Origin of the sequence: Botrimarina hoheduenensis, from assembly GCF_007859815.1 — a bacterium.
GTDB classification, from domain to species: Bacteria; Planctomycetota; Planctomycetia; order Pirellulales; family Lacipirellulaceae; genus Botrimarina; species Botrimarina hoheduenensis.
In genome coordinates, this window is the sequence record NZ_SJPH01000002.1 from 630324 (window position 1) to 656412 (window position 26089).

Genomic DNA, 26089 nt, shown 5'->3' on the forward strand with positions numbered 1-26089 from the left:
CGAGCGACACCGGAGCGATGACCTCCAGAAGGCGTTTACCGGTTGCCGGGTCGGTCGCTAGCTCGCGACAGGGGAGCGTTGCGGGCAGATCGAACTCTAAATCGATGCGTTCCCGATGCAGCGCCAGTTCGGGCGGAGCCGGCAGGAACGGCATCTCGGCCCTTGCCGTTAAGGTGAATCCGGCCGCCAAGAGCAGTCCGATCATTCTTACGATTACCGCTTTATCCTGGACCATCGGTGCCTCCTGCTGGCGACGCGCGCGGCGGGGGCCGCCGCGCGATAGAGAACTCTTGCCCCCCTGGCCGTTCGTACGAGCGGCCCTGCCCGTCGGTTTAGTGAATCAGGCAGGAAAGCAGCGAATCCTCAAGCGACACGCGACTTCACTGCTGGTGGCGATAGCAGTTCAGTAAGCCGCTGGCTGACGCTGCCGCGTAGGCTGGGCAGCCGCTCAGCAAGCTCAGCCGGTAGCGGCTCGAGGCCGACACGCCCCATCACCTGATTGAGCCGCATCAGCAGCGAGACGTTCGCGCGATAGTCCTCAAGAAATCGCACGCCGATGAAGCGCTCGATCATCTCCGGCAGGCGGGGAACTTCTTGTCCGGTCATCTGCTGAACGGCGTTGCCCACCAGCTGCGGATCAACCTGCGTGAGGAGTTCGTAGTAGCGATCGAGGTGGCCGGGGTATCGATCGTCGATCGCGGCGTCCAGCAGCATCTCCACCAAGATATGGCCGACAAACCAGGGCCGCATCGCGGTCTGCTCACCAAGCCACCCCCGCAGTTGTTTGGCGAACGCCAGCGAAAGATCAGAGAAAGCCCGCGATTCATGGAACCAGCCGTCGTCGGTGTGATGCTGGATCACGCCGCAAGCAAGCGCCGCGAGGCGTGGATCGGCGTGATTTTTTAGCGGTCTGGCGTGCTTCGAGCGGCACTTCACACGGCGGGCTGCGACACCCAGCCAGTCGGGGATCGCAACGCCGGCGATCGCGTAGCACAGATCGGCAGCGGGGGGCTGATGTGCCATCGATCGCTTCACCAGCGGCAGGGCGTGGGCCAAATAATTCATTGCTAGCGCTGCTCCTGTTCTTCGCGGGGGGCAAAGCTGGCGGTGCTGGCACCAAAGCGCGTGAATCGCTCGCAAGCTCGACCGCCCCGTCAGTCGATGCAACCGATAAGGCTTACCATTTTTCACGCCGTTCAGCAGGCCACGATGTTTGCTCACCAACGCCGCCGCTCGTTGTTCCGTGCCTTAGCGGCTACGGTTCTTGCTACGCTAGCTGGCGTCGCTGCTGCCGGCGGAAACTCGGCCTGGGGCCCCGGTTGCCTGAGCGGGGGCTCTTCGTCAGCGCCTAGTTTTCATGCTCCTTTTACGCCGCCCCCCGTGCCGTTTCAGTGGGGGTACTTTGGTGCCAGTTCTTTCCAGCAGAAAGCACGCTGGAGCACCGGCTACCACTCGGCACCAACGCGGTGGACCACGCATCGGCAGTACTGAGTTTTCAGCACTGCGAAGAGAAGCAGTGCGCAAGGGGCACGCTGAGCTGAGCTCAAAAGGTGTGTCAGAGCGTCAACCCGGAGCGACGTAGGCTGAACACGGCGCGTGGTTCTAGCCCGAAGTTTTTCTCGTTGCTCATCTCTTTGGCGTTATCTGGTCCCAGCGCTTTCTTTACCTGCTTCAGTCTCCACGCCGCACAGGTTTCTCCCTCGGACCGAGGCAGCAGCATCGTGCGGGGGCTGCTCAGCGGATTTCGCTGGTAGCGGCCGTGATCAACGCATGAAGCCGACGTTGAAGGTGAAGACCTGCTTGTCGTCGGTGTCGGCATTCGCGATCGGCCATGCGAAGTCCAGCGCGATCGGAGCCGGGCCCATGGCAGGTACCGTGATCCGCAGACCCACGCCGGGCGAGACGCGGAAGTCATTGATCTCGATGTTCTCTTCGACCGTGCCGAAATCACAGAAAGCCACGCCGTTGATCATGTCATCCGCGGTAAGCGGGAACAGATACTCGGCGGTGTTGATCCATTGAAAGTCGCCACCGATCTCGGCGTTCGCCGAGCCCCGGACCGGTGAAGCTCCGCGGAAGTCGAAACCACGCATCGTCGAGAAGCCGCCGGCATAGAACCGGTCGTACGAAGGCGTATTCGACCCGGTAAAGCCGAGTCGGGTTTGCAAGGCGAGCACGTGTCGGCCCGTGCGGTCGGCCCGCTCGCGGAGCAGAAAGTAAGTTTTGGCTTCGATTTCAGCCCGCGGGTAGTCAAACGTCCCGACCACTTGTTCGAGCAACAGGCTCAGATAGTAGCCCTCGGTGGCGAGGAACGGGTTGTCGCGGGTGTCGTTAATCAGCCGTACGCCTAACCCGTGCAGCGTGTTGCTGCCGAGCATTTCTTGGTACTCGGGCAGGGTGGGGTCGGAAACGTCAAGGATTTTGACGTTCTCGCCCCGATAAGTGAGCTGGCCCGAAACGTCGCGATCGACCCACTGGTAGCCCAGGCCAACTCGGCCACCAACGCGCTGTTCGTCCCAGTCGTCGAAGCGACGATCGAAGTACGAGCCGGAGAGGCTAAGCATGATCGGCGTGTCGAAGAGGTACGGCTCCTGCCAGCTACCGATATAACGCTGTACCTGGGTACCCGGAGTGGCTTCCAAGCGAAAACGCTGGCCGCCGCCGCGGAAGGCGGTGCCGTTGTAGAAGTCCTGCATGCTCGTGGGAAAACGGCGCCAGTCGAAGTTCTGCTCGTCCAGCATGATCTGACCAAGCAAGCCAGCATCGGAGTTGACCGACGCCCCGACGACAAAGCGTCCCGTCTGGGTTTCTTCCAGATTCACATAGAGATCAACTTCCGGATCAGGCTGAAGATTGGGTGAGATCGGTGCGAACTGCTGGCTGGGGAAGACCTGTGTGTTGACCGGCGAAGGGGGCAGGGGCTCGGGGACGACGCCCGAACCAAAGTTGGGCGGAGGCAGCGCGCCTGCCGAAGGACCGCTGAAAGTCGGCCCCGGCGGATATGTGGTGGTCGAAGGGTAGCCCGGCGTGGGGGCATAGCCCTGCTGGGGAGTGATTGGCTGCTGATACTGCACCGGCTGGACGGCGGGCACCGCCGATGGCACAGGCGGCCAGGCCGGTACGGTCGCGTTCGGAGCGGTGCCCCCGCTCGTGGTGTAGTTGGCTTGATTGACCGAGGCCGGCGGCGTCGCACCATAACGGTAGGGGTCGCTGCTGGGCTGAGCATAGCTGCTGGGCTGTGCGTAGCTCCCGGGGGGGGCATAGCTTTCAGGGGGAGCATAGCTGGGCGTTGGCGGCGCGAAGACCACCTGACGCTGCGGCCCGGTCGGCTGCACCTGATACACAGGCGGCGGCGTTGCCGGCGTCAATTGCCCGTCCGGAATCACCGGCTTATAGGTAGTGCGCTGTTGGGTTCCCTCTTCCGCGACGCGCGTGTTGGAACGCAGCTTGTACGAAATCTTCGGCACCGCGCCCTGGGTGGGGTTGGTGTTGAAGATCGAAGCCGCACGAAGCCGGCGCTCGCTCGCCTGGATCTCGCGGGTGTCGCAGATGTCGCCCGGACGGATCGACAGCCGGTTGTGCGCCGTCTGGATCCGCGTGTGTGAAGCTTCGCCCTCGATCTGCACATAGATATTCGCGACACGGAAACGGTCTCCTTCCTCCACCGAATACACCAGGTCGACTTTCCCCGGCTCTTCGAGGAAGACCGTCTCGGCTTTGATATCGGCAAACACGTGGCCGCGGCTGCCGTAGAGGTCTTTCAGCTGCGACTGATCGCGATTCACCAGCGATTGCTCGAACGGGGCTCCCGATCGCATCTCCATGCCCTCCACCACCTGCGGATTGTCAAAGAGTTCGACACCGCTGAGCACCACCTGACGCACCTCATATCGGGGGCCTTCGTAGATGACAAATTTAATGTCTGCCCACGAGCCTTCGTCGTTGTATTCGACCACCCGGCTGACCCGTGCCCGGAAGAATCCGAACGCTCGGTAGTAGGAAGTCAGCGAAGCGACGTCTTCATCGATCTGATCCCCTTTAAGCTTGGCGGGCCAGATCCGGCCGGGGTTCGGTTTGCTCTTCACGCGGCTCTTAAGCTGCCCGTCGCTCGCCCACTCGTTGCCCTCGAACGCGACACTCCAGATCCGCTGCCGCTCTCCTTCGTGGATCACGTAAGTGACCCCCTTGTCGGTCGGTTGGGTGCCCTCGAGCGCCTGGACCACGACACGCCCAAAGCCGTTCGAGCGATACAACTCTTCAATGCGGCGACGCCCTTCTTCGACCGCGTACGGATCGATGGCACCGCCCACTTTGAGACCGGTTTCTTTGGCGAGCTTCTTGTCTTTGATCCGTTCGTTACCCAGGTACTTGACCCAGCGAATGGTGCGACGCTCTGAAACCTCGAGGATCACGATGCGGCCCTCGGCGGTCTGCTCCGTGAGCGGACGCACCGACACAAAGTAGGGTAGTGCCGCGAGCTTTCGGACGTCGGAGGCCAGCGTCTTGGGGTCGAACGGTCGGCCCACACGTGTCTGCATCTCGCCCGTGATACGTGACTCGGGCACCGTCCGGTTGCCCTGCACGCGGATCGCGACCACGTTCTCATTGGTTGCAAACTCGCTCAGCCCGCCAACATTGCGTGTTGGTTTGGCGATCGGTTGCGGAGGTCGCGCTGCGGGCGAGCCGCCAAAATCCCCTGACGTTTGGCCTAACATTATCGACGGCTGCGCAAGCGCCCCCATCATCAGCAGCAGGCTGAACAGAAAGGCGAAAGGGTATCGGCAGGGTCGCGAAGGCAGCATCGGCGGCTCTCGGTTCAGTCTCGGCGAGGAGCGTTTCGGCGGACAGATGCACCCAGGCGTCCGCTCGATGCGCTGTCAGCTGAAAAATTGGCCGCGTAGAAGTAGGAAAAGCGACCACCCCCCACAAGATGAATCCGTGCGACGTGCTGGCACCAACGGCCCAATTGGCGGTTGGCAAGCGGTCTCTGCCGGGCCTGAGCAACCGTTTTGCACCAGTTTTTTGTGCGAAGAGCGGGTTACTTTCGGCTCCCGACGGATTCTGCTCGGAAGCAGAGAGATTCTACGGCCGCCTGATAAAGGGGGGATCTTGTAAAGGGGGGATCTTGCCCTAACCGGCAAAGACGATCGTCCCCCGACGGGGACGCTAGAGAGCACGCGTCAAAGAGCCGGAGGGTTCTGCTTCACCGCATCGATCGCTGCTTGATCGCCGCTGACGCGACACGGCCGTGCGGCATGCGTTAGAAGCCGCCCGCATCGGGCGTCGAGCCAGCGTAGCTAGCAAACTCGTCGTACTGCTCAGGCGCCCGATTCGTAAAGCGAGTGAACTCGTGCAACCACGTTAATTTGACATCGCCCACCGGGCCGTTGCGTTGCTTGCGGACAAGCAGGTCGGCCTCGCCGCGCACCTGGGCCCGCTCTTCTTCGGTCGAGCGATAGTACTCCTCGCGGTGGATGAACATCACCACGTCGGCATCCTGCTCGATCGCACCCGACTCGCGCAGATTGCTGAGCTGCGGACGATTGTCGCGCGACGCCTCGGTCTGTCGGTTGAGCTGCGCCAGGCAAAGCACCGGCACCTCCAATTCACGCGCGAGCCCCTTCAACCGCCGCGCGATCTTGGCGACCTGCTCTTGGCGGGGATCACGTGGATTATCCGGATCGATGAGCTGCAGGTAATCGATCGCGACGAGCGCTAGCCCGTCGCGTCGCTTCAAACGCCGGGCCGAGGCCGCGATTTCTGTCATGGTGCGACTGGGCGTATCGTCGATGAACAGCGGTGCGGTGCTCATTACGGCCGCCGTCTCGATCAGCTTGCGTTTTTCCTCCTTGGAGAGCTGTCCGTTCCTGAGCCGATGGCTGTTCACCTCGGCGCGCGAACAGAGCATGCGGTCGCCCAGTTCGGTCGATGACATTTCTAGGCTGACGAACAGCGTCGGCTGCTGCAAATTGATCGCAACGTGCTCGATAATGTTCAGCGCGAGCGCAGTTTTTCCCATACTCGGGCGTGCCGCGAGAATGACAAGCTCAGAGCCGTGCAGCCCGCCGGTCATGTCGTCGTAGTCGTGCAGTCCGGTTTCGAGCCCGCCGAAGGCGTGGTCATCTTGCATCCGGGCGTCGATCCGCGCGAGCGAGTCGTGCAGAACCTCGCGGATGTTGGTGAGCTGGCCCTCGCCCTTATTCTCGAGGATGCCGAAGACCCGCTCTTCCGCGCGGCTGAGCGCCTCGCGCGGTTCGACCGTCGGGTCATAGGCTTCTTGCAGGATGTCGGTGCTGGCTCCGATCAAAGCCCGCAGCGTTGACTTCTCGCGAACGATCTTGGCGTAGTACTCAGCGTGGGCGGCTGTCGCCACCGCCGAAGCGATCTGAGCCAAGTAAGGAGCCCCGCCGACCGCCTCGTACTCACCCGAGTCTCGCAGCCGCTGGATCAGCAGCATCGTATCGATGGCGTTCCCCTGCTCGTGCATGTTAAGAAGGTGCGTATAGATGCGTCGGTTGGCGTCGTCCAGAAAATCGTCCGGCCGAACTTGCAGCGCAACGTCGTCGCAGACTTCGGGAAGCAGCATCAAGCTACAGAGCACCGCCTGTTCAGCCTCGGGGCTTTGCGGGAGCCGCTTGACTAACAGTTCTTCTGCCGAGGCCGAGGGACGCGGGCGATGTGCTTTGTCCGACCGCTGGAGACCGTCCGAGGGGGGCATCATGGCACGTTCCTTCGGCCACTCGCCGGCGCGTAGCCGCCGGCGGGGAGCGGGTGGGGGGCGCAGGGAATCAGTTGAAGCAAGGTCGCAGTGAGCGGTCCGACGCGATGCTGCCCGGACTTGGGGAAGCATGGTCGCCGGACAAGCCAAAGGCAGCGGCGCCACGAGTGCGTCCGCTGCCTTGAGCGTTGATCTCAGTGAATTGAGCCGTGCGGTTTAGCGGTCGTCTCCAACGGCGGGAACGACCCATACCTTGAGCTCGCCCTCGACCTCGCTCGAGAAGCGAACCTTGACGGTGTACAGACCGAGCTCCTTGAGCTGACCCTCAAGCTTGATCTGCTCGGGAGCGAGCGTCACGTTGTTCTTCTTAAGGGCGTTGACGATCTCGACGGCACCGACGCTGCCATACAGGTGGCCTTCCTCGGTCGCCTTGGCCTCGATCGTCACGCTCTGCCGCGCGATCTCGTTAGCCAGCGTCCGCAGCTCTGCCTGACGGGCGCGTTCGATTTCGAGCAGCTTCGCCCGGTGCTTATCGACCATCCGCTTGTGATGGTCGCTGGCGATGGTCGCGAGCCCCTCAGGGATCAGATAATTGAGGGCATACCCGTGCTTGACCTCAACGATCTCGCCCTGCTTGCCGACATGCTCAACGGATTGAATGAGCAGCAGCTCAACGCCGCCGGTCGGGCCCTGCGGGAGTCGCTTGGCGCGGGTCGGGCGACGCTTGAGTTTCTTTTGCTTGGTGGTAGCCATGGCGATCGCTTTCGCGGAGTGCTTTTAGCGGGAGTGAGTTGTGCTTGCTGACGGATAGCTTGCTGAAGAGGCTCGTAAGCAGCAGAGGATATTAGACGCAATCGCGGCGTGCCGGAGACAAACGCTACCGGAGGGAACGCCGCCAAAAGGGCTCAGAACGGAATGTCATCGTCGGGGGGGGCCACCGGACCGCTCTGCGAGTAGCTGTCTGACGGAGCTCCATAGGCGTCGTCCGACGATCGGCTGCGGTGGCTGCCACCGCCCCCGCCGCTGGGACCGCCCCCGCCACTGCGACCGCTGAGCATCTGCATCTTGTCAGCGACCACACGCAGCTTGGAACGCTTTTGGCCGTCTTTCTCCCAAGTGTCGAGCTTCAGGCGGCCTTCGATCAGAACCGAGGAGCCTTTGGTTAGGTACTCGTTGGCAACTTCGGCCGTCCGCGACCAGAGGGTCACATCGACAAAGGTCGTTTCATCGACCCATTGATCGCCCTTCTTAACGCGATCGTTGACCGCCAGCCCAATCTCCGAGACCGCGGCACCGCTAGGGATATAGCGCAGCTCGGGGTCTCGGGTCAGGTTGCCGACCAGGACGACTCGGTTGTAGCTCGCCATGGGGAATCCTTGGTTGCCATCTCGCGACGCGGGCGTCCCGCGATTCGACGAGGAGTTCGGTGGTCAGCGAAGTTATTCGGCGGCGGCGGCAACGGGCTCATCAGCCGTTTCCGCTTCGTTTTCAACCGCACCAGCGCCCGAAGCGTGCGCCAGGATCGGCTCGACCAGCCGCGGGTGAATCTTCAGAACCAGGTGACGCAAGACGCTCTCGTTGAGCTCGCACGAACGGTTCAGACCGGTAAGGTGCTGGCTACCCAGGCGGAAGTACATCAGCCAGTAAGCCCCCTTACGCTGATTCTTGATAGCGTAGGCAAGGCGCCGCTCTTCCCAGAGCCGACTGACAAGCACTTCGCCCCCGGCGTTGGAGATCACCTCTTCAACGGCCTTGGGCAGCGCGTCGTGATCGCGCGCGTACTTGTTCGAATCAAAGATGAACAAGCCTTCGTAGACGTTATCGGTCAAAGCTAAGACTCCCTTGCCGGCCTCGGCCGGGTCGATGCGAGTGGTATTTGCGGGATCAGGATCGGTGCAGAAGCGGCGTTAGCCACTTTGAGTATCTAGGTTCATCGGTCGCTTTCGCGACGAGCTTTTTATGGTTTGGTGTGGTGTGGTCGATCCGTCGCCCGGGAGCGGCAGGCTGCCGGCTAGCTGCTCATTATTGCCGGCTGGCTGCTCAGTGGAGCAAAACAGTAGAGCAAAACAGCACAGCAAATCAGTGGTGCAAATCAGTAGAGCCACTTGGGCTAGGTGGCGGCTCCGTTGTAACGATTCATCGCTTCGGTAAGTCCCTGGTTGGCCCAGACCTCGGTCGCATCGGCCGCAAGTTGCAGTGTGACGCTGACCGATTCGAGCTCGCTCTTGCTAAACCGACCAAGAACGAAATCGACGGCGGATTTGCCCCCTGCCGGTACGGGACCGACGCCAATCCTGAGCCTCGAGTATCCGTCTTCGCCGAGTTGATCAGCGACGTCTTTCAGGCCATTCTGTCCGCCCGAGCTGCCGCCACCGCGTAAGCGGAGGCGATCCGTGGGCAGGTGGAAATCATCGCAGATTACGAGCAGGTCCTCCAGCGGTGCCTTGTAAAAATCGAGTGCCATTCTGACAGCCCGCCCACTTTTGTTCATGTAGGTTTGCGGCCAAATGAGCAGAGCCCGCTCGTCGCGGAGCCGTGTTTCGGCCACAAAACTCTCAAATCGCTGCTTTGGCGTCTCGGCTTGCCACCGCTCGGCTAGCAGCCGCAGCACATCGAATCCAACGTTATGCCGCGTTCCTTGGTACTCTTTGCCCGGATTACCGAGCCCCACAACCAGCTTCACAGAAAGGTCTCCTGCGGTCGATCGTGGCATCTCGGCCGAGAGCCTGACACAGCAGCCAGACGCCCGTCGATAAGGCTCGCGGTATTACTCTCCGGCACTGGCCTTATCGATAACTTCGGGTTCGTCGGCGTCACCCACCGAGTCGCCCAGGGCCGGGGCCCCCGCGGGCGGAACACAGTGGACGAGCACGGCGGTGGGATCGGTCAGCAGCGTGGCACCGGCGGGCAGATCGATGATCTCGCTCGCGTGGACCGCGTCGCCTAGCGCGAGCTTGCTGATATCAACATGCAGCACCTCGGGGATGCTGGCCGGGGCGGCCTCGATCTCAACCTGCATCATCACCTTCTCGATCATCCCGCCTTCAGCCGACCCGGGGGCTTCCCCCTTGATCTCAATCGGGATCGTCACGGTGACCTTCTCGCCCGCGCGAACTCGCAGCAGGTCGAGGTGCAACAGATCGCGATGGAAAGTGTCCCATTGCAGGGCCTGGACGACCGCTTGGCCCGTTTCAGCGCCATCCAGGCTGACCACCTTGGCCTTTTGCGACAGGGCCTTCTCAAGCTGCTTGAGGGGGACCGAAAGGTGTACTGAGGCCTCGTTGTGGCCGTAGAGTACCGCCGGGACGTGGCCCGAAACGCGGAGTTTGTGGTTGTTTCGGGTGCCGACCTTGTCGCGGGCGGAAACGGTCAGAGTCTCAGACATCGTGGGCCTTTAACTGCTCGAATTCCGGGCCTATTTCGCTGTGGGCGAAAGGGCTTACGGGTCGAGGCTCGTGTTGCAAGACACGGGCATGGGGAATCGACTTTTATTCTGGCGCCAAGCAACGCCTGTTGCCCGGTGACGCCGGCCCCCGCCCCCCGTATGTCGGGGCAGTTCGGGCCTAGCGAACCGCGGATTATGACGCAGTTGCCGACGATCTCAAGGCCAAAAGAGGGAAACAACCGCCGCGAACAATCGCCCGCCCGCCCGGTGGTGGAAGACTCTTACGGGTTTTCCGATTTATCGGTCGGCAAACTGCCTAAGCGGCGGCTGGTGGCGAGGCCACAGCAAGTAGGGCGCCGCTCTGCGAACAAGAGCGGCCTCACACTCGGCTTAGTTGGCCGGATCCCGTGGAAAGCCTTGAGCCGGCTGTTTTGCGTTCGGCCCTATTTTGGCTTTCAGCCGTTTGCCCTCAGCCCAGCATGGCGCCGACAACCGCGGGCATGCCACCCATATGGGGGGGGATTTGTTGCGTGGTTTTGTAGGGCCCCAGTCCGTTCGGGTTGGGGTGCGGGTCTGGCCTGTCAGCGGAACAGCTTGCTGACGGACTCGTTGCGATGGATCCGCTTGATCGCTTCGCCCAGCAGCGGTGCCACGTCGAGCACCTCGGTGTTCTCGGGCCGCTGATTTTCGCGGAGCGGGATCGAATTGGTGCAGACCAAGCTTGCCAGGTTCGCCTCTCCCAGGCGTTCCAGCGCGGGTCCGCAGAGCACGGCGTGGGACGTGCCCACGTGAATCTCCTTCACGCCGTGATCGTGCAGCACCCGTGCCGCCCCTGAGATCGAGCCGGCCGTGCTGATCATGTCATCGAACATCAGGGCGACGCGTCCCTTAACCGGCCCGCCCAGAATGTTGGCCTGCACGGTTGTCGTGGCGTTCATCCGCCGTTTGTCGATGATCGCGACCGAGCCGCCAAGCCGTTTGGCGTGGCCCAGGGCGCGTTTGATGCTCCCCTCGTCGGGGCTGACAATCACCACGTCTTCGAGGTTGGTCATCGTCTTGAGAAAGTGTTCGTTGAGCACCGGTGCCGCGTAGAGGTGATCGACCGGGACGTCGAAAAAACCTTGAATCTGCGGGGCGTGGAGGTCCATCGTCAGCACCCGATGGGCACCGGCGCGGGTGATCAGGTTCGCCACCAGCTTTGCGGTAATGGGGACACGGCCCTCGTCCTTGCGGTCCTGCCGGGCGTAACCGAAGTAGGGGATCACGGCCGTTATCTTCTCGGCGCTCGCACGACGGCAGCTGTCGATCAGCACGAGCAGCTCCATCAGGTTCTCGTTCACCGGCGGGCACGTCGGCTGGATGAGAAACACGTCGCGGCCGCGGACATCTTCCTCCACCTTGCACGAGATCTCGCCATCCGGGAAACGCCCGAGTGACACACGCCCGAGCGGCACCCCCAAGTAGTCGGCGATCGACTGGCTCAGACGCGGGTTGGCGGTGCCGCTGAAAAGCTTCAGGTCGTTCATAGCGGAGGGGGCTTCGCAGGAGCGGTAGAGGGCCGACGAGGCGGGAGCGGCGAGAGGACGTCGGCGGGGAGCCGACTTTGTCGTCGGGTGTGAGGGGGGCGGGGGCGCGTGACGACTACGACGAGCCGGCCTGTTGCCGCATCTCGGCCTCGACAGCGAGGAGGTCCTCGGTGGTGTTTACGCTCAACGCTTCGCAGGGCTGCAACGCGGCGAGTGCGCGGACGTCGTCACCGCGGTCGAGCAAAATGCCCGGACAATCCGTGATGTAATACTCTTGCTGAGCGTTTTCAGTCGTGAGGGCCTCGAGCGCTTCGAGAAGCTTGGGGCCGGCGAACAGATAGGTGCTCATGTTGACCTCGGTGATCTGGCGCTGGGTTTCGGTGGCGTCCTTCTGCTCGACGATGCCGAGAAACTTCCCCTGGTTGTCGCGGACGATACGGCCCAGGCCGGTAGGGTCCTCGCGGTGGGCGGTGCCCAGCAGGCAGGCGGGCTGAGTCGCGGCGAACTCGTCGAGCAGCGTGCGGAGGCTTTTCACCTGGAGCAGGGGCGAGTCTCCCGTAACGATCACCACCGGACCGTTGTGCCCGGTGAGCTGATCGCGACACACCATCACGGCGTGGCCGGTACCCAGCTGCTCGGTCTGCTCGACAAATTCGAGATCGGGTTCGCCGGCCAGTTCTGCGCGCACCAGGTCCGCCTTGTAGCCCACCACGACGAGCACCCGGCTCACGCCCGCGGCTCGCAGGGCGTCAATAACGTAGCGGATCATCGGTCGGCCACAGGCCGGGACCAGCACCTTGGGCAGATCGGATTTCATCCGGGTGCCCTTGCCGGCGGCAAGGACGACAGCGATTGCGTTGGGCATCGGGGGTCAGCAGAGGGGCGAGGGCGTGTGGCTGAGGCGGTATCATGGCAAGTTCCCGCCGGACCTTCCACCGCCCGCAATGACCGGGCCACCGCCCGCAATGCCCTGGCCCGGCCGGGGGGGGCCGGATAGACTGGCTATCTGGCCCCGTCAGCACCGTTGGGTGGGGCAACTCGGCTCGGGTTGCCATCGGGGGCGTTTGTACGATCGCGTTCCTCTCAGCCACCGCACGCTCTGTTGGACCCGTTTCCCCCCGTGAAAGAAGCGATCGCGAAAGCGGACGTTCTCATCGAGGCCCTTGGCTGGATCCGCCGGTTCCGCGATAGTGTGACCGTGGTGAAGCTCGGCGGCAGCCTCTTAGAAGACGAGGAAGCGCTGCGGCATCTGCTGATCGACGTGGTCTTTATGGAGACCGTCGGCATGCGGCCCGTGATCGTTCACGGCGGCGGCAAAGCGATCAACAAAGCAATGGACGCGGCCGGGATCGAGCCTCGCTTCGTCCAGGGACGCCGCTTCACGGACGACGCGACGCTCGAGATTGTTCACCGCGTGCTAGCGGGAGAAGTCAATCAGCTGATCGCCGAGCGGATCGAGGACTACGGCGGCCGTGCGATGCCGCTGAACTCTTGGGGTGACACGGACAACAACGTGCTGTTCGGTGAGCCGATCAAGCTGCCCAACCCCAACGGCGACCCGTTGGATCTGGGGCACGTCGGAGCCGTAACCCGGGTCGAGCACAACACGATCGACAACCTGTGTTACGCCGGACAGGTCCCGGTGATCCCCAGCTTATGCTTTACCGAACCCACCGATGGCTCGGCCCCCCAGCTCTTGAACGTTAATGCGGACACCGCCGCGATGGCGGTCGCGCAGGCAATCGGCGCGGACAAGCTCATTTTTCTGTCCGATGTGGCGGGTGTGCTCCGCGACAAGGACGATCCCAGCACCCTGATCAAGTCGCTCACCGCGAGCCAATCGCAGGAACTGATCGCGAGCGGTGTCGTGGGTTCGGGCATGATCCCGAAGGTCGAAGCCTGCCTCGAAACGCTCGACAAAGGCGTGGGCAAGATCCACATCATTGATGGCCGATTACGCCACTCGCTGCTGCTGGAGATCTACACCAACGAGGGAGTTGGCACGCAGATTGTCCCCGAACCTGTCGGATCGCCCGCGAGTCCGTCGGCGGGGCGCGGCTAGAACAAACCACTGCCGAGCGTTTGGATCGGCTGATTTTCGGGCGAGCCGCCGCCGCGGAACTCGGCAGCGGCCCCCCTCAGGTTACGATTCACCCTGTCCGTGGCGTACCGTCCTCAGTAGAGCTCATCGAATGACCGCGACCATGCCGACATCTATGTCTCCGGCCACGACGGAGCTCTTTGACCACTACGTGGTGCCCAATTACGGCAGATACCCGGTGGCGCTCGTCAAAGGCGAGGGCTCGTGGGTGTGGGACGATCAAGGCCGGCGTTATTTGGATTTCTTTCCGGGCTGGGGATGCAACCTGCTGGGTCACTGCCCGCCGGCGGTGGTGCAAGCCGTCCAGGAGCAGGTCGCCACGCTGATCCATGTGCCCAACAGTTGGTACATGGAGTCGCAAGGTCGGTGGGCCCAGTTGCTCAGCGAGCGATCGTTCGGCGGCAAGGCATTCTTCTGCAATTCGGGCACCGAGGCCAACGAGGCCGCGATCAAGCTCGTGCGTCTGCACACGCCCGAGCAGCGTTACAAGATCATCACCTTCAGCGGCGGCTTTCACGGCCGCACGCTCGGCTCGACAACCGCCACGGCGCAGCCCAAATACCATGAAGGTCTCGGGCCGCTCGTGCCCGGCTTTGCGTACGCTCCGTTTGGTGACCTTCAGGCCACGCGCGATCTGATCGACGAGCAGACCGCGGGCATCATGGTCGAGCCGATCCAGGGTGAGGGCGGCGTGCGGCTGCCGCCCGAGGGTTTCCTCGAAGGGCTGCGCGAGCTGGCCGACGAGCACGGCCTGCTGTTGGTCTTTGACGAAGTGCAGGCCGGCTGCGGCCGGACCGGCGAGTGGTTTGCTTACCAGAAGTTTGGCGTCACGCCCGACATCATCACTCTCGCCAAGAGTCTTTGCGGCGGGATCGCCGGCGGAGCCATGCTCACCACCGCCGAGATCGCCCCGAGCCTCCGCCCGGGGATGCACGCCGCCACTTTTGGTGGGAATCCGATTGCCGCGCGCGCCGGGATCGCCACGATCGAAACGATCGAACGCGAGCAACTGCTGCCGCGTGCCGTACAGATCGAAAAGCGGTTCCGCGAGCGGCTGCAGCCGCTGGTGGATGAACTGCCCTTCGTACACGAAGTGCGCGGAGCGGGCGTGATGATCGGCCTGGAGTTACTCACCGAAGGAGCACCGATCGTTGCCGCCTGCATGCAGCGCGGCCTGTTGATCAACTGCACCCAGCGAACCGTCATCCGCCTCTTGCCCGCGATCAATCTGACCGACGCCGAACTGGACGAGGGCTGTGAGATTCTCTCCAGCGTACTGCGGGAGCACGAACCCGCCGCTTAATGCCCCGCCGCTTAATGCCCCGCCGCTTAATGCCCCGCCGTTTCGCCTCGCCGTTATGCACAGCAGGGCGTGCCCGCTATTTCCGACTGCACCAAGTCTCTTTGTACTAACGACCGACCAAGGGGGGGCCCCATGCGGCACCTCGTGACACTGGAAGACCTCTCCGGCAAGGACATCGAGACGATCTTCGCGATCAGCGAAGACCTGAAGGATAAGTTTCAGCGCGGCATCCGCGAGCCGCTCCTGCCGGGCCGAGTCATGGCGCTGCTCTTCGAGAAGCAGTCGCTCCGCACGCGCGTTAGCTTTGAGGCGTGCATGACCCATCTTGGCGGGGGATGCATGCGGTTGGGAGAAGACACGGGCTTTGGTAAACGCGAAGGCATCGAGGAGTTTAGCCGCGTCCTCAGCGCGATGGTTGACGTGATCGTCATCCGCAGCAAGAAGCACGAGACCGTCACCAAGGTCGCCGAGCACGCAACCTGCTCGGTCATCAACGGTTTGACCGACCTCTCACATCCGTGCCAAGCGCTGGCGGACCTGTTCACGCTGCGTGAACACCGTGGCACGCTCGACGGGGCGAAGTTCGCTTGGGTTGGCGATGGGAATAACGTGGCTCACAGCTTGGCGATCGGCTGCGCTAAGACCGGCGTGGCGATGACGCTTGCGAGCCCCAAGGGATACGAACTCGATCCAGCGCTGCTGGCCCGGCTGCGCAAAGACCACCCGGGGGCCCGACTCGAACAGACCGACGATCCGGCCGCCGCGGTCGAGGGGGCCCACGCCATCTACACCGACGTCTGGGCCAGCATGGGTCAAGAAGCTGAGCAAGCGCAGCGCGAGAGCGACTTTGCCGCGTACCAGGTCAACGAAAAGCTGATGGCGATCGCCCCCCCGGAAAGCATCTTCATGCACTGCCTACCCGCCCGCCGCGGTGAAGAAGTCACGGCTAAGGTGATCGATGGCCCGCAGAGCGTCGTCGTGCCGCAGGCGGGCAATCGCATGCACGTGCAAAAGGGTATTTTGGTTTGGCTGCTCGGTGCCCACGCCAACGATTCGGCGGCGCGCTAGATTTCCGGTTGCCATGCCTTTTCGTCGCCCGGCGCACAACTCTCATCACCTCTGGTAATACGGCACCCCCCCCATGCCACGTCACGACGGCCGCGCCGATGATCAGCCCCGCCCACTCTCGATCGAACGCAACTACCTTGGTGCGGCACCGGGTCGGGTATTGATCCGAGCCGGCGCGACGACGGTGCTGTGTACCGCGAGCGTCTCGTCGGACGTGCCCCCCTGGCTCGCCGGGCGGGGCAAGGGTTGGGTTACCGCCGAGTACAGCATGCTGCCCGGCAGCACCTCGCCGCGCAAGCCACGAGAAAAAGGCAAGCCCGACGGCCGATCGACGGAGATCCAGCGCCTGATCGGGCGCTCGCTCCGTGCCGGGGTCGACATGCACAAGCTGGGCGAAAGGCTGATCACGGTCGATTGCGACGTGTTGCAGGCCGACGGTGGTACGCGCACCGCGAGCATCACCGGGGGATGGGTGGCGCTGGTCGATGCGATTGCTTCGCTGACCGATCCGGAGGGGAATCCCCTCTTTGCGCCGGGCCGCACCCCGCTGACGGACAGCATTGCCGCGGTCAGTGTGGGCGTCGTCGCCGGGAGCGTCGTCGCCGACCTCGACTACGTGGAAGACTCGCAAGCCGACGTGGACATGAACCTGGTCATGACCGGTTCAGGCCAATTCATCGAGGTCCAAGGCTCCGCCGAGGGGGCGACGTTCAGTACGGAGCAACTCAGCGGCATGATCGCGGCCGGTTCGGCGGGCATCCAATGCATTACCCAAACGCAACGCGAATGTCTCGGCCCGGACTGGCCGCTTTAGGTTGCGAGCCAGACGCGGGGGCTCGGTGATTGCGCTGCCCCCAACTTCTCTTGGGGATGGGGATGAGTTTCTGAGCGGTTTACGAGCCCGCTCCGAAACCTCCACCAAATCCTCCCGCTCCGCCGCCACCACCTAAGCCACCACCGCCACCACCTAAGCCGCCACCGGCGGCACCGCCGCCGGCACCACCGTTGTTGCCACCCGCGGTACCGCTGCCGACGAACTGGAACGTTTCGACGCCCGCGATACCCGAGAAGAACGGCACCGCCGTCACTCGCACGTAGCGTCGGTCAGCCGAGACAACCGCGGTCGCCTGAAAGTTGGTGCCGTCTGGCAGGGTGGTGATCACCGGCTGGAAGCCAACGCCGGCACCCTGGCGAGCAAGCGCTAGCCGGCGTCGCCGGATCTCGTCGGGACGGAGCGAAACCGGCCCGTCTCCCGAGAGTGAGCTGAGTTGCTGCGCCAGCGCGGCCTGGCCGATCGCCTGCTGGCGACGGATCGCACCAGCGATCTGCTGCGTCTCGACCGCTTCATCGCGGCGTCCGCTGGCCATCTCGAACTCGACGATTGCTTCGCCCGCTTCGCCAAGCTTGACTTGGCGTGTGATGGTTTCCTCGTTCGGCGTGCCGCTGGCGAGCGTCACGGAGATCGTCGCGGTGTCGGCCGCCACTTCGCCCCACGCGCGTCGAACCGAGACGCGGTACTTGCCGGGGAAGCCCCTTGAACAGACGTAGCTCTCGGTGTGTTCGGCGTCTTCGGCGTCGAGATTCCCTTCGTCGGCGAGTGAGACACCGCCACCGGCGGTCATCGGTTCGCCAACCCAGCAGATGGCTCCGCCCGGCTCTTGAACAGCAAGATCGAGGTCGGCTTCGCCTGCCCAGGTGGCGGTCACCACACAGTCACGTCGTGTGGCTTCCAGCAGTTGAGCCGTGACACGCTCGGCACCCGCCGTATCGCCCGCTGAGTGATAGCGCTCCGCCAGCGTGTCGGCGATGCCATGTGCGGTTTGTTCGATGGTCGCTTGTTCGAGTGGCCAGGAGCGGGAAACGATCTCCAGCGCGACCCATTCGAGGTCCGGCAGCTTATCGGCACGCCGTGCCGCTCGCAGCGCGAGGCCCAGGGCCTCGGTAAAGGTAGGGTCGTTGGCGATCGCGAGGCGGCAGACCTCAACGGCGCGCGTGTCGTGACCGGCACCAACCAGATAGCGGGCGATCGCGAGAAGCTGCTCGTTGCTGGTCGCGAAATCGACGGCCGACATCAGCGCCCGCTCGACATCGGTAGAGTTTTTACCGGACAATTCCAGCGCGATCGCAAGCGACTCGTACATCCAGGGCTGCGGCTTACCCGCCCGGATCGAAGCGAGGATCAGCTCGCTGACTTCTTCGTAGCGCTTTTGGGACATCAGCTCCCGAGCCTGTTCGCGCGCTTGGTCGGCTGCTTCGGCAGCGTCCGATTCCGCCGGGCTGTCCGAATCGCTAATGTCGCCGGCTTCGGGCTGCTTGGCAGTGGTCCGCTCAAGGTTGCTGGCAGGTGCGCTCGTCTTGGCGGCCGAATTTTTCTCCGTGAAGCTCGAGCCCAGGAAAAGGGGTTCGAGTTGTGTTTCAGATTGCGGAGCCGTCGAGCCGGTGTCGGGCACGGCAAACTGCCCGCCGCCACCGCCGCCGAAGCCGCCGCCGCCACCACCGCCACCCAGGCCGCCACCGCCGCCGCCCAGGCCACCACCACCGCCACCGCCACCCAGGCCGCCGCCACCGCCGCCGCCACCGCCGCCCAGGCCCGTGACCTGAGGCGTGACGATCGGCAGCACGAGGTCAGCAACCGGATAGACCTTCACGCTCAGCCGCTCAAGGGCTTGCTGCTCGCTCGTGATCAGCAGCACTTCGTCCGAGACGATGTAGGTCAGCTCCAACGGCTTCAGCATGAGCCGCAGCGCCGAGCGGAGCGAGATGTTGCGCAGGTTGACACTGACCGGCTCGTCCGGGCCGATGCCGGCGTCGTCCAGGCCGGGTTCGTCGAGCTGGATCTCGATCTCGTACTCTTCACGGATGAACGTGATGATCTCTTCGAGGGCGGTATCCTGAAAGTCGAGACTCGAGCGGAGCGGCTTCTTCAGCTCGGCGTTGATCTTCTGCTCGGAATCGCTTTCGCCCGCTAGGTCAACCGACGCGTACTTGCGGCGGCGTTCGGTGAGATCGCTCCACACCTCGGGATCCGGGTAGACGATCGCAGGATCGTCCGGGAAGGGGACGAACGATTTCTCGACCTCGCCCATGGTGGCGAGAAAGGCGGCGTCGCGCTGGCGACGCAAGTCTTGATTGAATTCATGGTAGCGCTTGAGCTGACCCCAGACCCGGGCAACGCGCGGGGCGACCCCTTCCGGATCGATCTTCTCGGCCTCGAGGGCCACCTTTGCGGCCTCGTCGAAGCGTTCCTCATCGACAAGGGCGTTGAAACGCTCGATCAGCTGCTTTTCACGCTCGCGGCGCAGTTCCAGACGATCGAGCAGCAGACGGCGCTCGCGGGTGGCCGCCAGGGCGGCCTGACGCTCGCGGTCCACGTCGTCCTTGATGGCCGCTGCACGCGAGGCTTCCCGCAACGCCGACTGGAGGCGATCAACCAGTCCGGCCCGCACCGCGGCGATCAGCTCGGGAGCTTGATTCACGCTCTGGAGCGTCAGCTTCAGGCGTTGCGTGGCGGCTGCCGGGTCTTCTGACATCTCCGCGCGAGCGTCGGCGATCGCGTTCTGCACCTCTTTCTCAATCAGCTGCGCGAACACGCGACGGTTACGCTCGACCGAGCTGAGGAAACGGCCGTCGACGACCACTTCCGACGGCGGATAGAAACCTTGATCGACATAGCCCGAATCGAGATCGTTCGGGTTAACGATGACGCCGTCGATGATTTGTCCCTCGCCGGGCAAGAAACCGTCTTCCGGCACCATGGCCCCGTCGGTCAGGGCGGGGGTGGGTTCTTGGGTCATGATCAGCGCGTCGCCCGGTTCGATGGGCTCAGCGAATTCGAGCTGCGCCGTGCGGATCCCATCGGGCGCGGCTGCGCCGCGTTCGATCAGGGCTTGGACGGTTTGGGCACGCGGGTTTCCAGGATCGCGACGAAGCACCGCCTGCGAGATCCGTTGAGCCGATTCCTGATCGCCGATCGAGACGGCCCGTTCGGCAAGTTCCGCGAGGTTGTCGATGCCGCTGAGCAGTGTCCGACCGGTCTCCTCAAGGCCCGCTGTGCCGAGCGTGGTGAGCGAGCGACCCCCGTCGCGGGCGGAGTTGTCCACCAAGTCCACGAGGTAGGCATGCACGTCGTCCGAGGGGGGGACCGCGGCGGTCCAGACGTTCGAGGAGTCTCCTTCCGAGACGGTCAGCGACACCGAAGTGGCGTTATCCGCGAGTTCGCCCAGCAACACGGTGTCGCGGTCCGATCGCAGCGGCAGCGGCGAGTCGGGGTACAGTCGGGTGACTGAGTCGCCGCCGGTGATCGAAGCAGGCCACGCGACCGTGGCCTGAGCCCAGGCGGCGAGGGTGCGGCCAACGCGGGCGCCGCGGCTGACATTCTCTTGCGTGGCACGGTCGACGGTCAGGTCGTCACCGGCCAGTTCCATGGGGGCGTCGGCGTACAAGTTACCGCCGGTTTGGTTGGCGATGGCGGCCAGCAGCGCCGCGTCGCGGCGGGGTCCGATCGCGTACGAAGAAACGGCGATCCGTTCGGTGCGAAGCGTCCGCAGCACATCGGCCAGTGCGGCGTCGATCTGCTGACCCGTTGTGCTCAGACCGTCGCCCACATAGACGACCGCTCGCGAGGTCCCAGCGGGAGCCAAGCGAAGGGTGTCGATCGCAGCGGAAAGGGCAGCGTTCAGGTCGGTCGTGCCCAAGGGGGCAACTTCGCGTAGGCTCGCTAGCGCTTCGCTGGCTCCGGCACTGCCGGGTTCAAAGGCACCTTCGTGCAGCGGACGGGCATCCAGGTCGACCGCCATGAGGCGAACCTGGCTGCCCGGTTCAACGGCACCAACGAGCGCCTCGACCGCGGCTAGCGCGGTCTCGCGATAGAGCCCTGTCTGGCTGGCCGACGTATCCACCAAAACCACTAGCTCAAGCGGCGTGGTTGAGGCCTGCTCGGGGATCGGGCCCAGGCTCGCGGCGAACCGCCGCGTTCCTAGCGCGTCCTCATGGAGGTACACCGACAATTGCTCATCGGCAAAGACCGACGGGATCGTTATCGACGCAACAAGCGCAACAACGCCAAACAACGCACGACGCGAGAAGGTCATCTTCTACGGGCTCCGCGAGGCGAGCCCCCTTCGATCCGGGCACATGCCTGGGGGTCGAGGGGAGGGATCAACCGGGAATCATGGTGGGCGCAACCTGTTTCAGGCTGCGTATTTAACCGAGAGCTTCTATCTTATCTGTCTCTGGGAACGCCTTCCACCGGATTATGGCATTTTGCGACCTGTGAAGCGGCAATTAGCTCGGGCTATAAGGGCTATTCGACAATCCAGCGCGACGATTACGCGGGGCGGCCGCCGGCCCTGCGGAGAGTTTCGGGGGCTTGGGGTGTTTGTGAGGCCGGTTGTCCGGTCTGGAGGGCTTGGATCACTCTTAACCACCGGCGGGGTTGCCGAGGGTCTCGCTAGTCAACAATTCGTGCGGTGTGCCGCCGATGATTCCGCAATCTCTGTTCCCCCGCCCATCACTTGATCATCTCGCCCCCCATCTGCTCCCTCTTGCTCTCAGCACCAGAGCTGCCCTTGCTGGCGACCGGGGAACCGCTTTCCCTAGCGGGGGGCCTCTCGATCTTGACCGTCACGCTCGTCTTCGTGGTGGTCATGACCCGGCGGAACGCCCCGGTCGATCTCTTGGTGCTGGCGGGCGTTACGCTCCTAGCACTCGCCGGAGTGGTGAGCTTTGCTGAGGCCTACGCGGGGTTTGCGAGCGCGCCAGTGCTGTTGATTGCCGCGCTTTTCGCCGCGGCAGCGGGTCTCCGCACAACGGGAGCCCTCGATTGGGTCGGAGCGCGGCTGCTCGGAAATGCCAAGACCGAGCGCGAAGCCCTGTTCCGCCTGCTCCTTGTCCCCCCGGTGTCAGCCTTTGTGCTTAACACGCCACTGGTAGCGATGCTCGCTCCGGTGGTGATCGACTGGTGCCGTAGCCGGGGGGTTTCTCCCTCGCGGTTGCTGATACCGCTGAGCTATCTGACGATCCTCGGCGGGGTGATCACCGTCATCGGGACGAGCACCCTCCTGGTTTGCAACGCCCAGCTCACGCAGCTTGCGCAGGCGATGCCTGAGCAAGCGGCCGATGTGCGCGAGATTGGCCTGTTTGAGATCACGGCGGTGGGGCTGCCGCTGGCGGCGATCGGCGGAGCCTACCTGATGCTCGTCGCCCCGCGGCTGCTGCCCGACCGGCGCGACCTGCTGAGCGATTTCGGTGATCGTCGCCGCGAATACCTCGTCGAGATGATGGTCCAACCCAGTTGCCCGTTGATCGGCAAATCGATTGAGGAGGCGGGTTTGCGCCGCCTGCCCGGGCTGTTTCTGGTCGAGATTGATCGGGGCGACGAGGTCATCACGCCGGTCGAACCTACGGACCTGATCGTGTCGCACGACCGGATGGTGTTCACCGGCGTCGTGACCACGATCGCCGACCTCGAACGGATCCCGGGGCTCGTTCCGGCGGCGGATCTAACCTACGAGTTTCAACCGGCCGCCCGCACCCAGCGGGTGCTGGCCGAGGCGGTTCTTTCACGGACCTCGCCCCTCATCGGACGAACCGTACGAGAAGCCAATTTCCGCCAGCGCTACAATGCGGCGATTGTGGCGGTACACCGCAGCGGTGCTCGGCTCAGCGAAAAGATCGGTGAGATCCGCCTGGAAGCCGGCGACACCCTCCTGGTGCAAACCCGCAGCAGTTTTGTTGATGCACACCGCAACAATCGTGACTTCTTCTTGGTGAGCCAGGTGGGCAACTCCTCGGCTCGGAGGCACGACCGTGCGTTGCTGGCGGGGGGCCTGTTTCTGGTACTGATTGCTTGGTTGGTTATCACCTCGCTGGCCAAGCTGCTTGATGAGCCCCCCGCCTGGATGATGTCAGCGAGCGGCCCGGTGGCGGCGATCGCGGTCGTGATCGCGATGGTTGGTGCCCGTTGTCTCACGACCAGTCAGGCTCGCAACGCGATCGATCTGCAAGTGCTGATCACGATTGCTGGCGCAATGGGCCTGGGGGCTTCGTTACAGGCAAGCGGTGCCGCAACCTGGCTGGCCGAGGGGGTGGTGGCGGGGGTCCAAGCGCTGCCCATCTCGCCCGCGACGGCTCCATGGGTATTGCTCGCCGCGATCTATCTGCTCTCGATGTTGATGACCGAGGCGATCACGAATGTCGCGGTGGCGACCATCATGATCCCGCTCTCGGTGAGCGTAGCCGTGGCGGGGCAGCTGTCGCCGCGGCCCTTTATCATAGCGGTGGCGATCGCCGCTTCGCTCAGCTTCGCGACGCCGATCGGGTACCAAACCAACCTCATGGTGATGGGCCCGGGCGGATACCAACCGCGTGATTATCTGCGAGTGGGTGGACCGATGACCCTGATCCTTGCGACGGTGGCGATCACCTTGATCGGCATGATTTGGGGATTCTGACCCCCCGGTGTCGCTTGCGGTGCGTGGCGTTGGCGAACGCTGCCGGGGTCGGTAGCGTATCTCGCCTAGGACCGGGCATCGGCACCTTCCGCCTGGCAGGCCGACGGAGCTTCGCCGCGCCGAGTCGGCGGGGGGCCTGCCGGTGGCACGTCGCCAATCAGAATAAAGTACTCATTTTTCCGTCTACGGATTTGTATGTCCCTTTCAAACCAATCCCGTCTCGCCCCGATATTAAAACGCCCCTTCGTGGTGGGCGCTGGCGTAGTGCTTCTGGGCCTCGCGCTGGGTCTGCGAGCCCCAGCGCAGCGCGCGCTCGTGACCCAGGCTGATGACGTGGTCAGGACCGAGGGGGTGGTCGCGTCCAGTGATCCGCGGCTCACGCCCGAGGAACTGGCCAACATCCGTGTCTACGACACCGTGAATCAGAGCGTGGTGAATATCGCGACGAGTACCGTTCAGTACGACTTTATGGGCATGCCGATCGAGGGGTCGGGATCGGGCTCGGGAGCCATTCTGGACAAAGAGGGGCATATCCTCACTAACCAGCACGTGATCGACGGTGCCGACCAGGTTCAGATAACCCTGGCCAGCGGAGCGGCCTTCAACGCCCGCGTGATCGGTTCTGACAAGGAATACGACATGGCGGTGCTCAAGATCGAGGCCGATCCTGAGGTCCTGAATCCCGTCAAGCTGGGGCGTTCCGACAACCTGCGCGTGGGCCAAAAGGCCTACGTATTGGGCAATCCGTTCGGCCTTGAGGGCACGCTGACCACGGGCATGATTTCCAGCCTCAACCGCACCGTGCCGAGTCGTCGGGGCGGGCGGGCCATGACCGGCATGGTTCAGACGGACGCCGCCATGAACCCGGGCAACTCGGGGGGGCCGCTGCTCAATAGCTCGGGCGAGATGGTCGGCATGTGCGTGGCGATTGTTAGCGCCACCGGCCAGAACGCGGGCGTGGGGTTCGCGATCCCTATGAACCGCATCCGCCGTTTTCTTCCGGAGCTGCTCGAACACGGACGTGTTATCCGCGCCTATCACGGGATTGTCCTGCTGAACGAAACCCCGCGCGGCCTCCAGATCGCCAAGCTGGCGAAAGGGGGCCCCGCCGAAAACGCCGGCCTACGGCCCTTTGTTGAAGTCATCGAGACCGGACGCCAGGGGCCGTTTATTGTTCAACGAACCCGGCTGGATCGGGATCATGCCGACCTGATTGTCGCGATCGACACCAAGCCCGTCGCGAATCACGAAGACTTTGTCACGCTGATGGATAGCTACCGACCCGGACAGCGAGTGATCTTTACCGTGGTCCGCGAGGGGCAGCGGCTCGATGTGCCGGTCGTCTTGGGTGCGGCGTAGCGGTGGTTTGTCAACCCTCTCGCCAATCTGCCCAGTCTCGCCGCCCTACCACCGAGCCGAGTTGCGTCTTCCCGAATTTTTTCGGGCCCCGAAGCGGGCTTCGAGCGTTCATAGCGGTTCGTGAGGATGTTGCTAAACACTTGTAAATTATCTACTTACGGCGTTTTGCCCGTGCCTCTGGCGAGGGCGTAGGCCGTTAGCAAAGTCCACGCAATCCGCAGCGGGAGCTTGGCTAGCCCCTTGTGACAGGCGGACGTCCGGGTAGTGTCGATCGCTCGTGATCGCATCTGAGATCACGAAGAGCCTTTCGATCCGTGATGGCTTGGCGTCATCACGGCCCCACCGGCCCCACCGATAGGAAGTCCCGCCTCGCTCCGATCGCTTTCTCACTCCCTGTGAGCAGAACGCCCCCACCGGCCGCACAGCGCAGCCGAGTTCCTACCGGGCAAAAGAATCGAGTGAGGCTCCCCGCGTCCGTCGCCGATCGCCCGCCGTGCTTGCCGGCGAGCCGACCGTTCGGGAGATCCCCGCGCCGTACGCTTCCGAGGAGATGAAGGCATGTTGTTGAGTCAGCTAACGATTGCATTGATCGCTGCGCTCCCGAACGCTGGTGCCACGACCGGCTGGCAAGCCGACTACGGCGTTGCACTGGCGGAGACCCGTGAGGCCGCTAAGCCATTGGTGGTAGTGATCGATCGACCGGGCGTGGAGGGGGAGAGCCTCGACGCGGAATTGCTGAGCCCCGCCAGCGGAGCCTTTCCGCTGGACAGCTTCGAGCTGTGCCACGTTGACGCATCGACCGCGTATGGCAAGCAGGTTGCCCAGGTTTTTCATGTGACCTCGTTCCCGCACGTAGCGATCATCGACAAGACCGGTTCGGTCATCCTGAAGCGGATGTCGGGCACGATCTCGCGTGACACCTGGGCGCTCGCTTTGCGTGAGCATCAAGACGGCCAACGCGCAGGCGTGGGCCGCTACACGGTTGCCAAGCCGGTGGTTACGGCTTCCGGCTCAGGGGAGACCGGCGTCACGACGCCGGCCTACTCGGCCCCCACTCAGTTCTCGCCGTCGACCGGTGGCTTCGTGATGCCCACCACACCGTCGCCGCAGCCGTACTGCCCGAGCTGCCAGCTGCGCTGAGCCAGCTGCGAGCTAATTTTAAACCGCACGGGGCCTGG

The 26089-nt window shown here is 63.6% G+C and carries 19 protein-coding genes (1 of these 19 running past the window's edge); 7 read left to right on the forward strand and 12 right to left on the reverse strand.

From position 1 onward, the window contains the following. The 11 genes from Pla111_RS06260 to Pla111_RS06310 form a co-directional block, all read right to left on the reverse strand. Window positions 1-235, reverse strand: partial view of a hypothetical protein gene (locus Pla111_RS06260; RefSeq protein ID WP_146572426.1) — the 5' end (the start) only. It extends 605 nt beyond the left edge of the window; 235 of the gene's 840 nt are visible here — the first part of the coding sequence; its start codon is at window positions 233-235; its stop codon lies off the left edge, out of view. 128 nt (window positions 236-363) lie between these two features. Continuing rightward, window positions 364-1065 carry a hypothetical protein gene (locus Pla111_RS06265; RefSeq protein WP_146572428.1) on the reverse strand — a complete coding sequence of 234 codons (702 nt, stop codon included), beginning with the start codon at window positions 1063-1065 and terminating at the stop codon, window positions 364-366. Between the two features lie 698 nt (window positions 1066-1763). Continuing rightward, window positions 1764-4802 carry a BamA/OMP85 family outer membrane protein gene (locus tag Pla111_RS06270; RefSeq protein WP_146572430.1) on the reverse strand — a complete coding sequence of 1013 codons (3039 nt, stop codon included), beginning with the start codon at window positions 4800-4802 and terminating at the stop codon, window positions 1764-1766. Window positions 4803-5260: 458 nt separating this feature from the next. Next, window positions 5261-6721: a replicative DNA helicase gene (gene dnaB, locus Pla111_RS06275; RefSeq protein WP_231930786.1), complete on the reverse strand. Its 1461-nt coding sequence runs from the start codon at window positions 6719-6721 to the stop codon at window positions 5261-5263. A gap of 213 nt (window positions 6722-6934) precedes the next feature. Further along, window positions 6935-7471, reverse strand: coding sequence for a 50S ribosomal protein L9 (gene rplI / locus Pla111_RS06280; protein WP_146572432.1), 537 nt, complete (start codon window positions 7469-7471; stop codon window positions 6935-6937). Between the two features lie 152 nt (window positions 7472-7623). Next, the gene (ssb, locus tag Pla111_RS06285; RefSeq protein ID WP_146572434.1) at window positions 7624-8085 is read right to left on the reverse strand and encodes a single-stranded DNA-binding protein; all 462 of its coding nucleotides are present in this window, start codon (window positions 8083-8085) and stop codon (window positions 7624-7626) included. Between the two features lie 72 nt (window positions 8086-8157). After that, complete coding sequence (gene rpsF, locus Pla111_RS06290) at window positions 8158-8547, reverse strand: 30S ribosomal protein S6 (protein WP_146572436.1); 390 nt, start codon at window positions 8545-8547, stop codon at window positions 8158-8160. 281 nt (window positions 8548-8828) lie between these two features. Next, window positions 8829-9401 carry an aminoacyl-tRNA hydrolase gene (pth, locus tag Pla111_RS06295; protein ID WP_146572437.1) on the reverse strand — a complete coding sequence of 191 codons (573 nt, stop codon included), beginning with the start codon at window positions 9399-9401 and terminating at the stop codon, window positions 8829-8831. Window positions 9402-9485: 84 nt separating this feature from the next. After that, complete coding sequence (locus tag Pla111_RS06300; protein WP_146572439.1) at window positions 9486-10103, reverse strand: 50S ribosomal protein L25; 618 nt, start codon at window positions 10101-10103, stop codon at window positions 9486-9488. Window positions 10104-10684: 581 nt separating this feature from the next. Continuing rightward, window positions 10685-11629, reverse strand: a complete 945-nt coding sequence (locus Pla111_RS06305; RefSeq protein ID WP_146572441.1) for a ribose-phosphate diphosphokinase — start codon at window positions 11627-11629, stop codon at window positions 10685-10687. 115 nt (window positions 11630-11744) lie between these two features. Further along, the gene (locus Pla111_RS06310; RefSeq protein WP_146572443.1) at window positions 11745-12494 is read right to left on the reverse strand and encodes a sugar phosphate nucleotidyltransferase; all 750 of its coding nucleotides are present in this window, start codon (window positions 12492-12494) and stop codon (window positions 11745-11747) included. A 255-nt stretch (window positions 12495-12749) separates the two neighbouring features. On the opposite strand from Pla111_RS06310, the gene argB reads away from it, so the two are divergent. From argB to rph, 4 genes are all read left to right on the forward strand, one after another. Continuing rightward, window positions 12750-13691, forward strand: coding sequence for an acetylglutamate kinase (argB, locus tag Pla111_RS06315; protein ID WP_146572831.1), 942 nt, complete (start codon window positions 12750-12752; stop codon window positions 13689-13691). A gap of 130 nt (window positions 13692-13821) precedes the next feature. Then, window positions 13822-15033: an aspartate aminotransferase family protein gene (locus Pla111_RS06320; RefSeq protein ID WP_197524808.1), complete on the forward strand. Its 1212-nt coding sequence runs from the start codon at window positions 13822-13824 to the stop codon at window positions 15031-15033. A 132-nt stretch (window positions 15034-15165) separates the two neighbouring features. Then, window positions 15166-16101, forward strand: coding sequence for an ornithine carbamoyltransferase (gene argF, locus Pla111_RS06325; RefSeq protein ID WP_146572445.1), 936 nt, complete (start codon window positions 15166-15168; stop codon window positions 16099-16101). A gap of 73 nt (window positions 16102-16174) precedes the next feature. Beyond that, window positions 16175-16915 carry a ribonuclease PH gene (gene rph / locus Pla111_RS06330; protein ID WP_146572447.1) on the forward strand — a complete coding sequence of 247 codons (741 nt, stop codon included), beginning with the start codon at window positions 16175-16177 and terminating at the stop codon, window positions 16913-16915. Between the two features lie 79 nt (window positions 16916-16994). On the opposite strand, the gene Pla111_RS06335 is transcribed toward rph, so the two are convergent. Continuing rightward, complete coding sequence (locus Pla111_RS06335; RefSeq protein ID WP_146572449.1) at window positions 16995-21191, reverse strand: VWA domain-containing protein; 4197 nt, start codon at window positions 21189-21191, stop codon at window positions 16995-16997. Window positions 21192-21644: 453 nt separating this feature from the next. On the opposite strand from Pla111_RS06335, the gene Pla111_RS06340 reads away from it, so the two are divergent. From Pla111_RS06340 to Pla111_RS06350, 3 genes are all read left to right on the forward strand, one after another. Beyond that, window positions 21645-23552, forward strand: coding sequence for an SLC13 family permease (locus Pla111_RS06340; protein WP_146572451.1), 1908 nt, complete (start codon window positions 21645-21647; stop codon window positions 23550-23552). 249 nt (window positions 23553-23801) lie between these two features. Next, on the forward strand, window positions 23802-24911 hold the full coding sequence (locus tag Pla111_RS06345) for a S1C family serine protease (protein WP_197524809.1): 1110 nt from the start codon (window positions 23802-23804) through the stop codon (window positions 24909-24911). A 558-nt stretch (window positions 24912-25469) separates the two neighbouring features. Further along, on the forward strand, window positions 25470-26051 hold the full coding sequence (locus Pla111_RS06350; protein WP_146572455.1) for a hypothetical protein: 582 nt from the start codon (window positions 25470-25472) through the stop codon (window positions 26049-26051). Window positions 26052-26089 lie beyond the last annotated feature (38 nt).

Bases quoted from the DNA above. Each gene is read 5' to 3' on its own strand.
- Pla111_RS06305 (WP_146572441.1), bottom strand. From the start codon at position 11,629: ATGAACGACCTGAAGCTTTTCAGCGGCACCGCCAACCCGCGTCTGAGC.
- ssb (WP_146572434.1), bottom strand. From the start codon at position 8,085: ATGGCGAGCTACAACCGAGTCGTCCTGGTCGGCAACCTGACCCGAGAC.
- rph (WP_146572447.1), top strand. From the start codon at position 16,175: ATGCCACGTCACGACGGCCGCGCCGATGATCAGCCCCGCCCACTCTCG.
- Pla111_RS06310 (WP_146572443.1), bottom strand. From the start codon at position 12,494: ATGCCCAACGCAATCGCTGTCGTCCTTGCCGCCGGCAAGGGCACCCGG.
- Pla111_RS06335 (WP_146572449.1), bottom strand. From the start codon at position 21,191: ATGACCTTCTCGCGTCGTGCGTTGTTTGGCGTTGTTGCGCTTGTTGCG.
- Pla111_RS06270 (WP_146572430.1), bottom strand. From the start codon at position 4,802: ATGCTGCCTTCGCGACCCTGCCGATACCCTTTCGCCTTTCTGTTCAGC.
- Pla111_RS06320 (WP_197524808.1), top strand. From the start codon at position 13,822: ATGACCGCGACCATGCCGACATCTATGTCTCCGGCCACGACGGAGCTC.
- dnaB (WP_231930786.1), bottom strand. From the start codon at position 6,721: ATGATGCCCCCCTCGGACGGTCTCCAGCGGTCGGACAAAGCACATCGC.
- Pla111_RS06265 (WP_146572428.1), bottom strand. From the start codon at position 1,065: ATGAATTATTTGGCCCACGCCCTGCCGCTGGTGAAGCGATCGATGGCA.
- Pla111_RS06350 (WP_146572455.1), top strand. From the start codon at position 25,470: ATGTTGTTGAGTCAGCTAACGATTGCATTGATCGCTGCGCTCCCGAAC.
- argF (WP_146572445.1), top strand. From the start codon at position 15,166: ATGCGGCACCTCGTGACACTGGAAGACCTCTCCGGCAAGGACATCGAG.
- rplI (WP_146572432.1), bottom strand. From the start codon at position 7,471: ATGGCTACCACCAAGCAAAAGAAACTCAAGCGTCGCCCGACCCGCGCC.
- Pla111_RS06300 (WP_146572439.1), bottom strand. From the start codon at position 10,103: ATGTCTGAGACTCTGACCGTTTCCGCCCGCGACAAGGTCGGCACCCGA.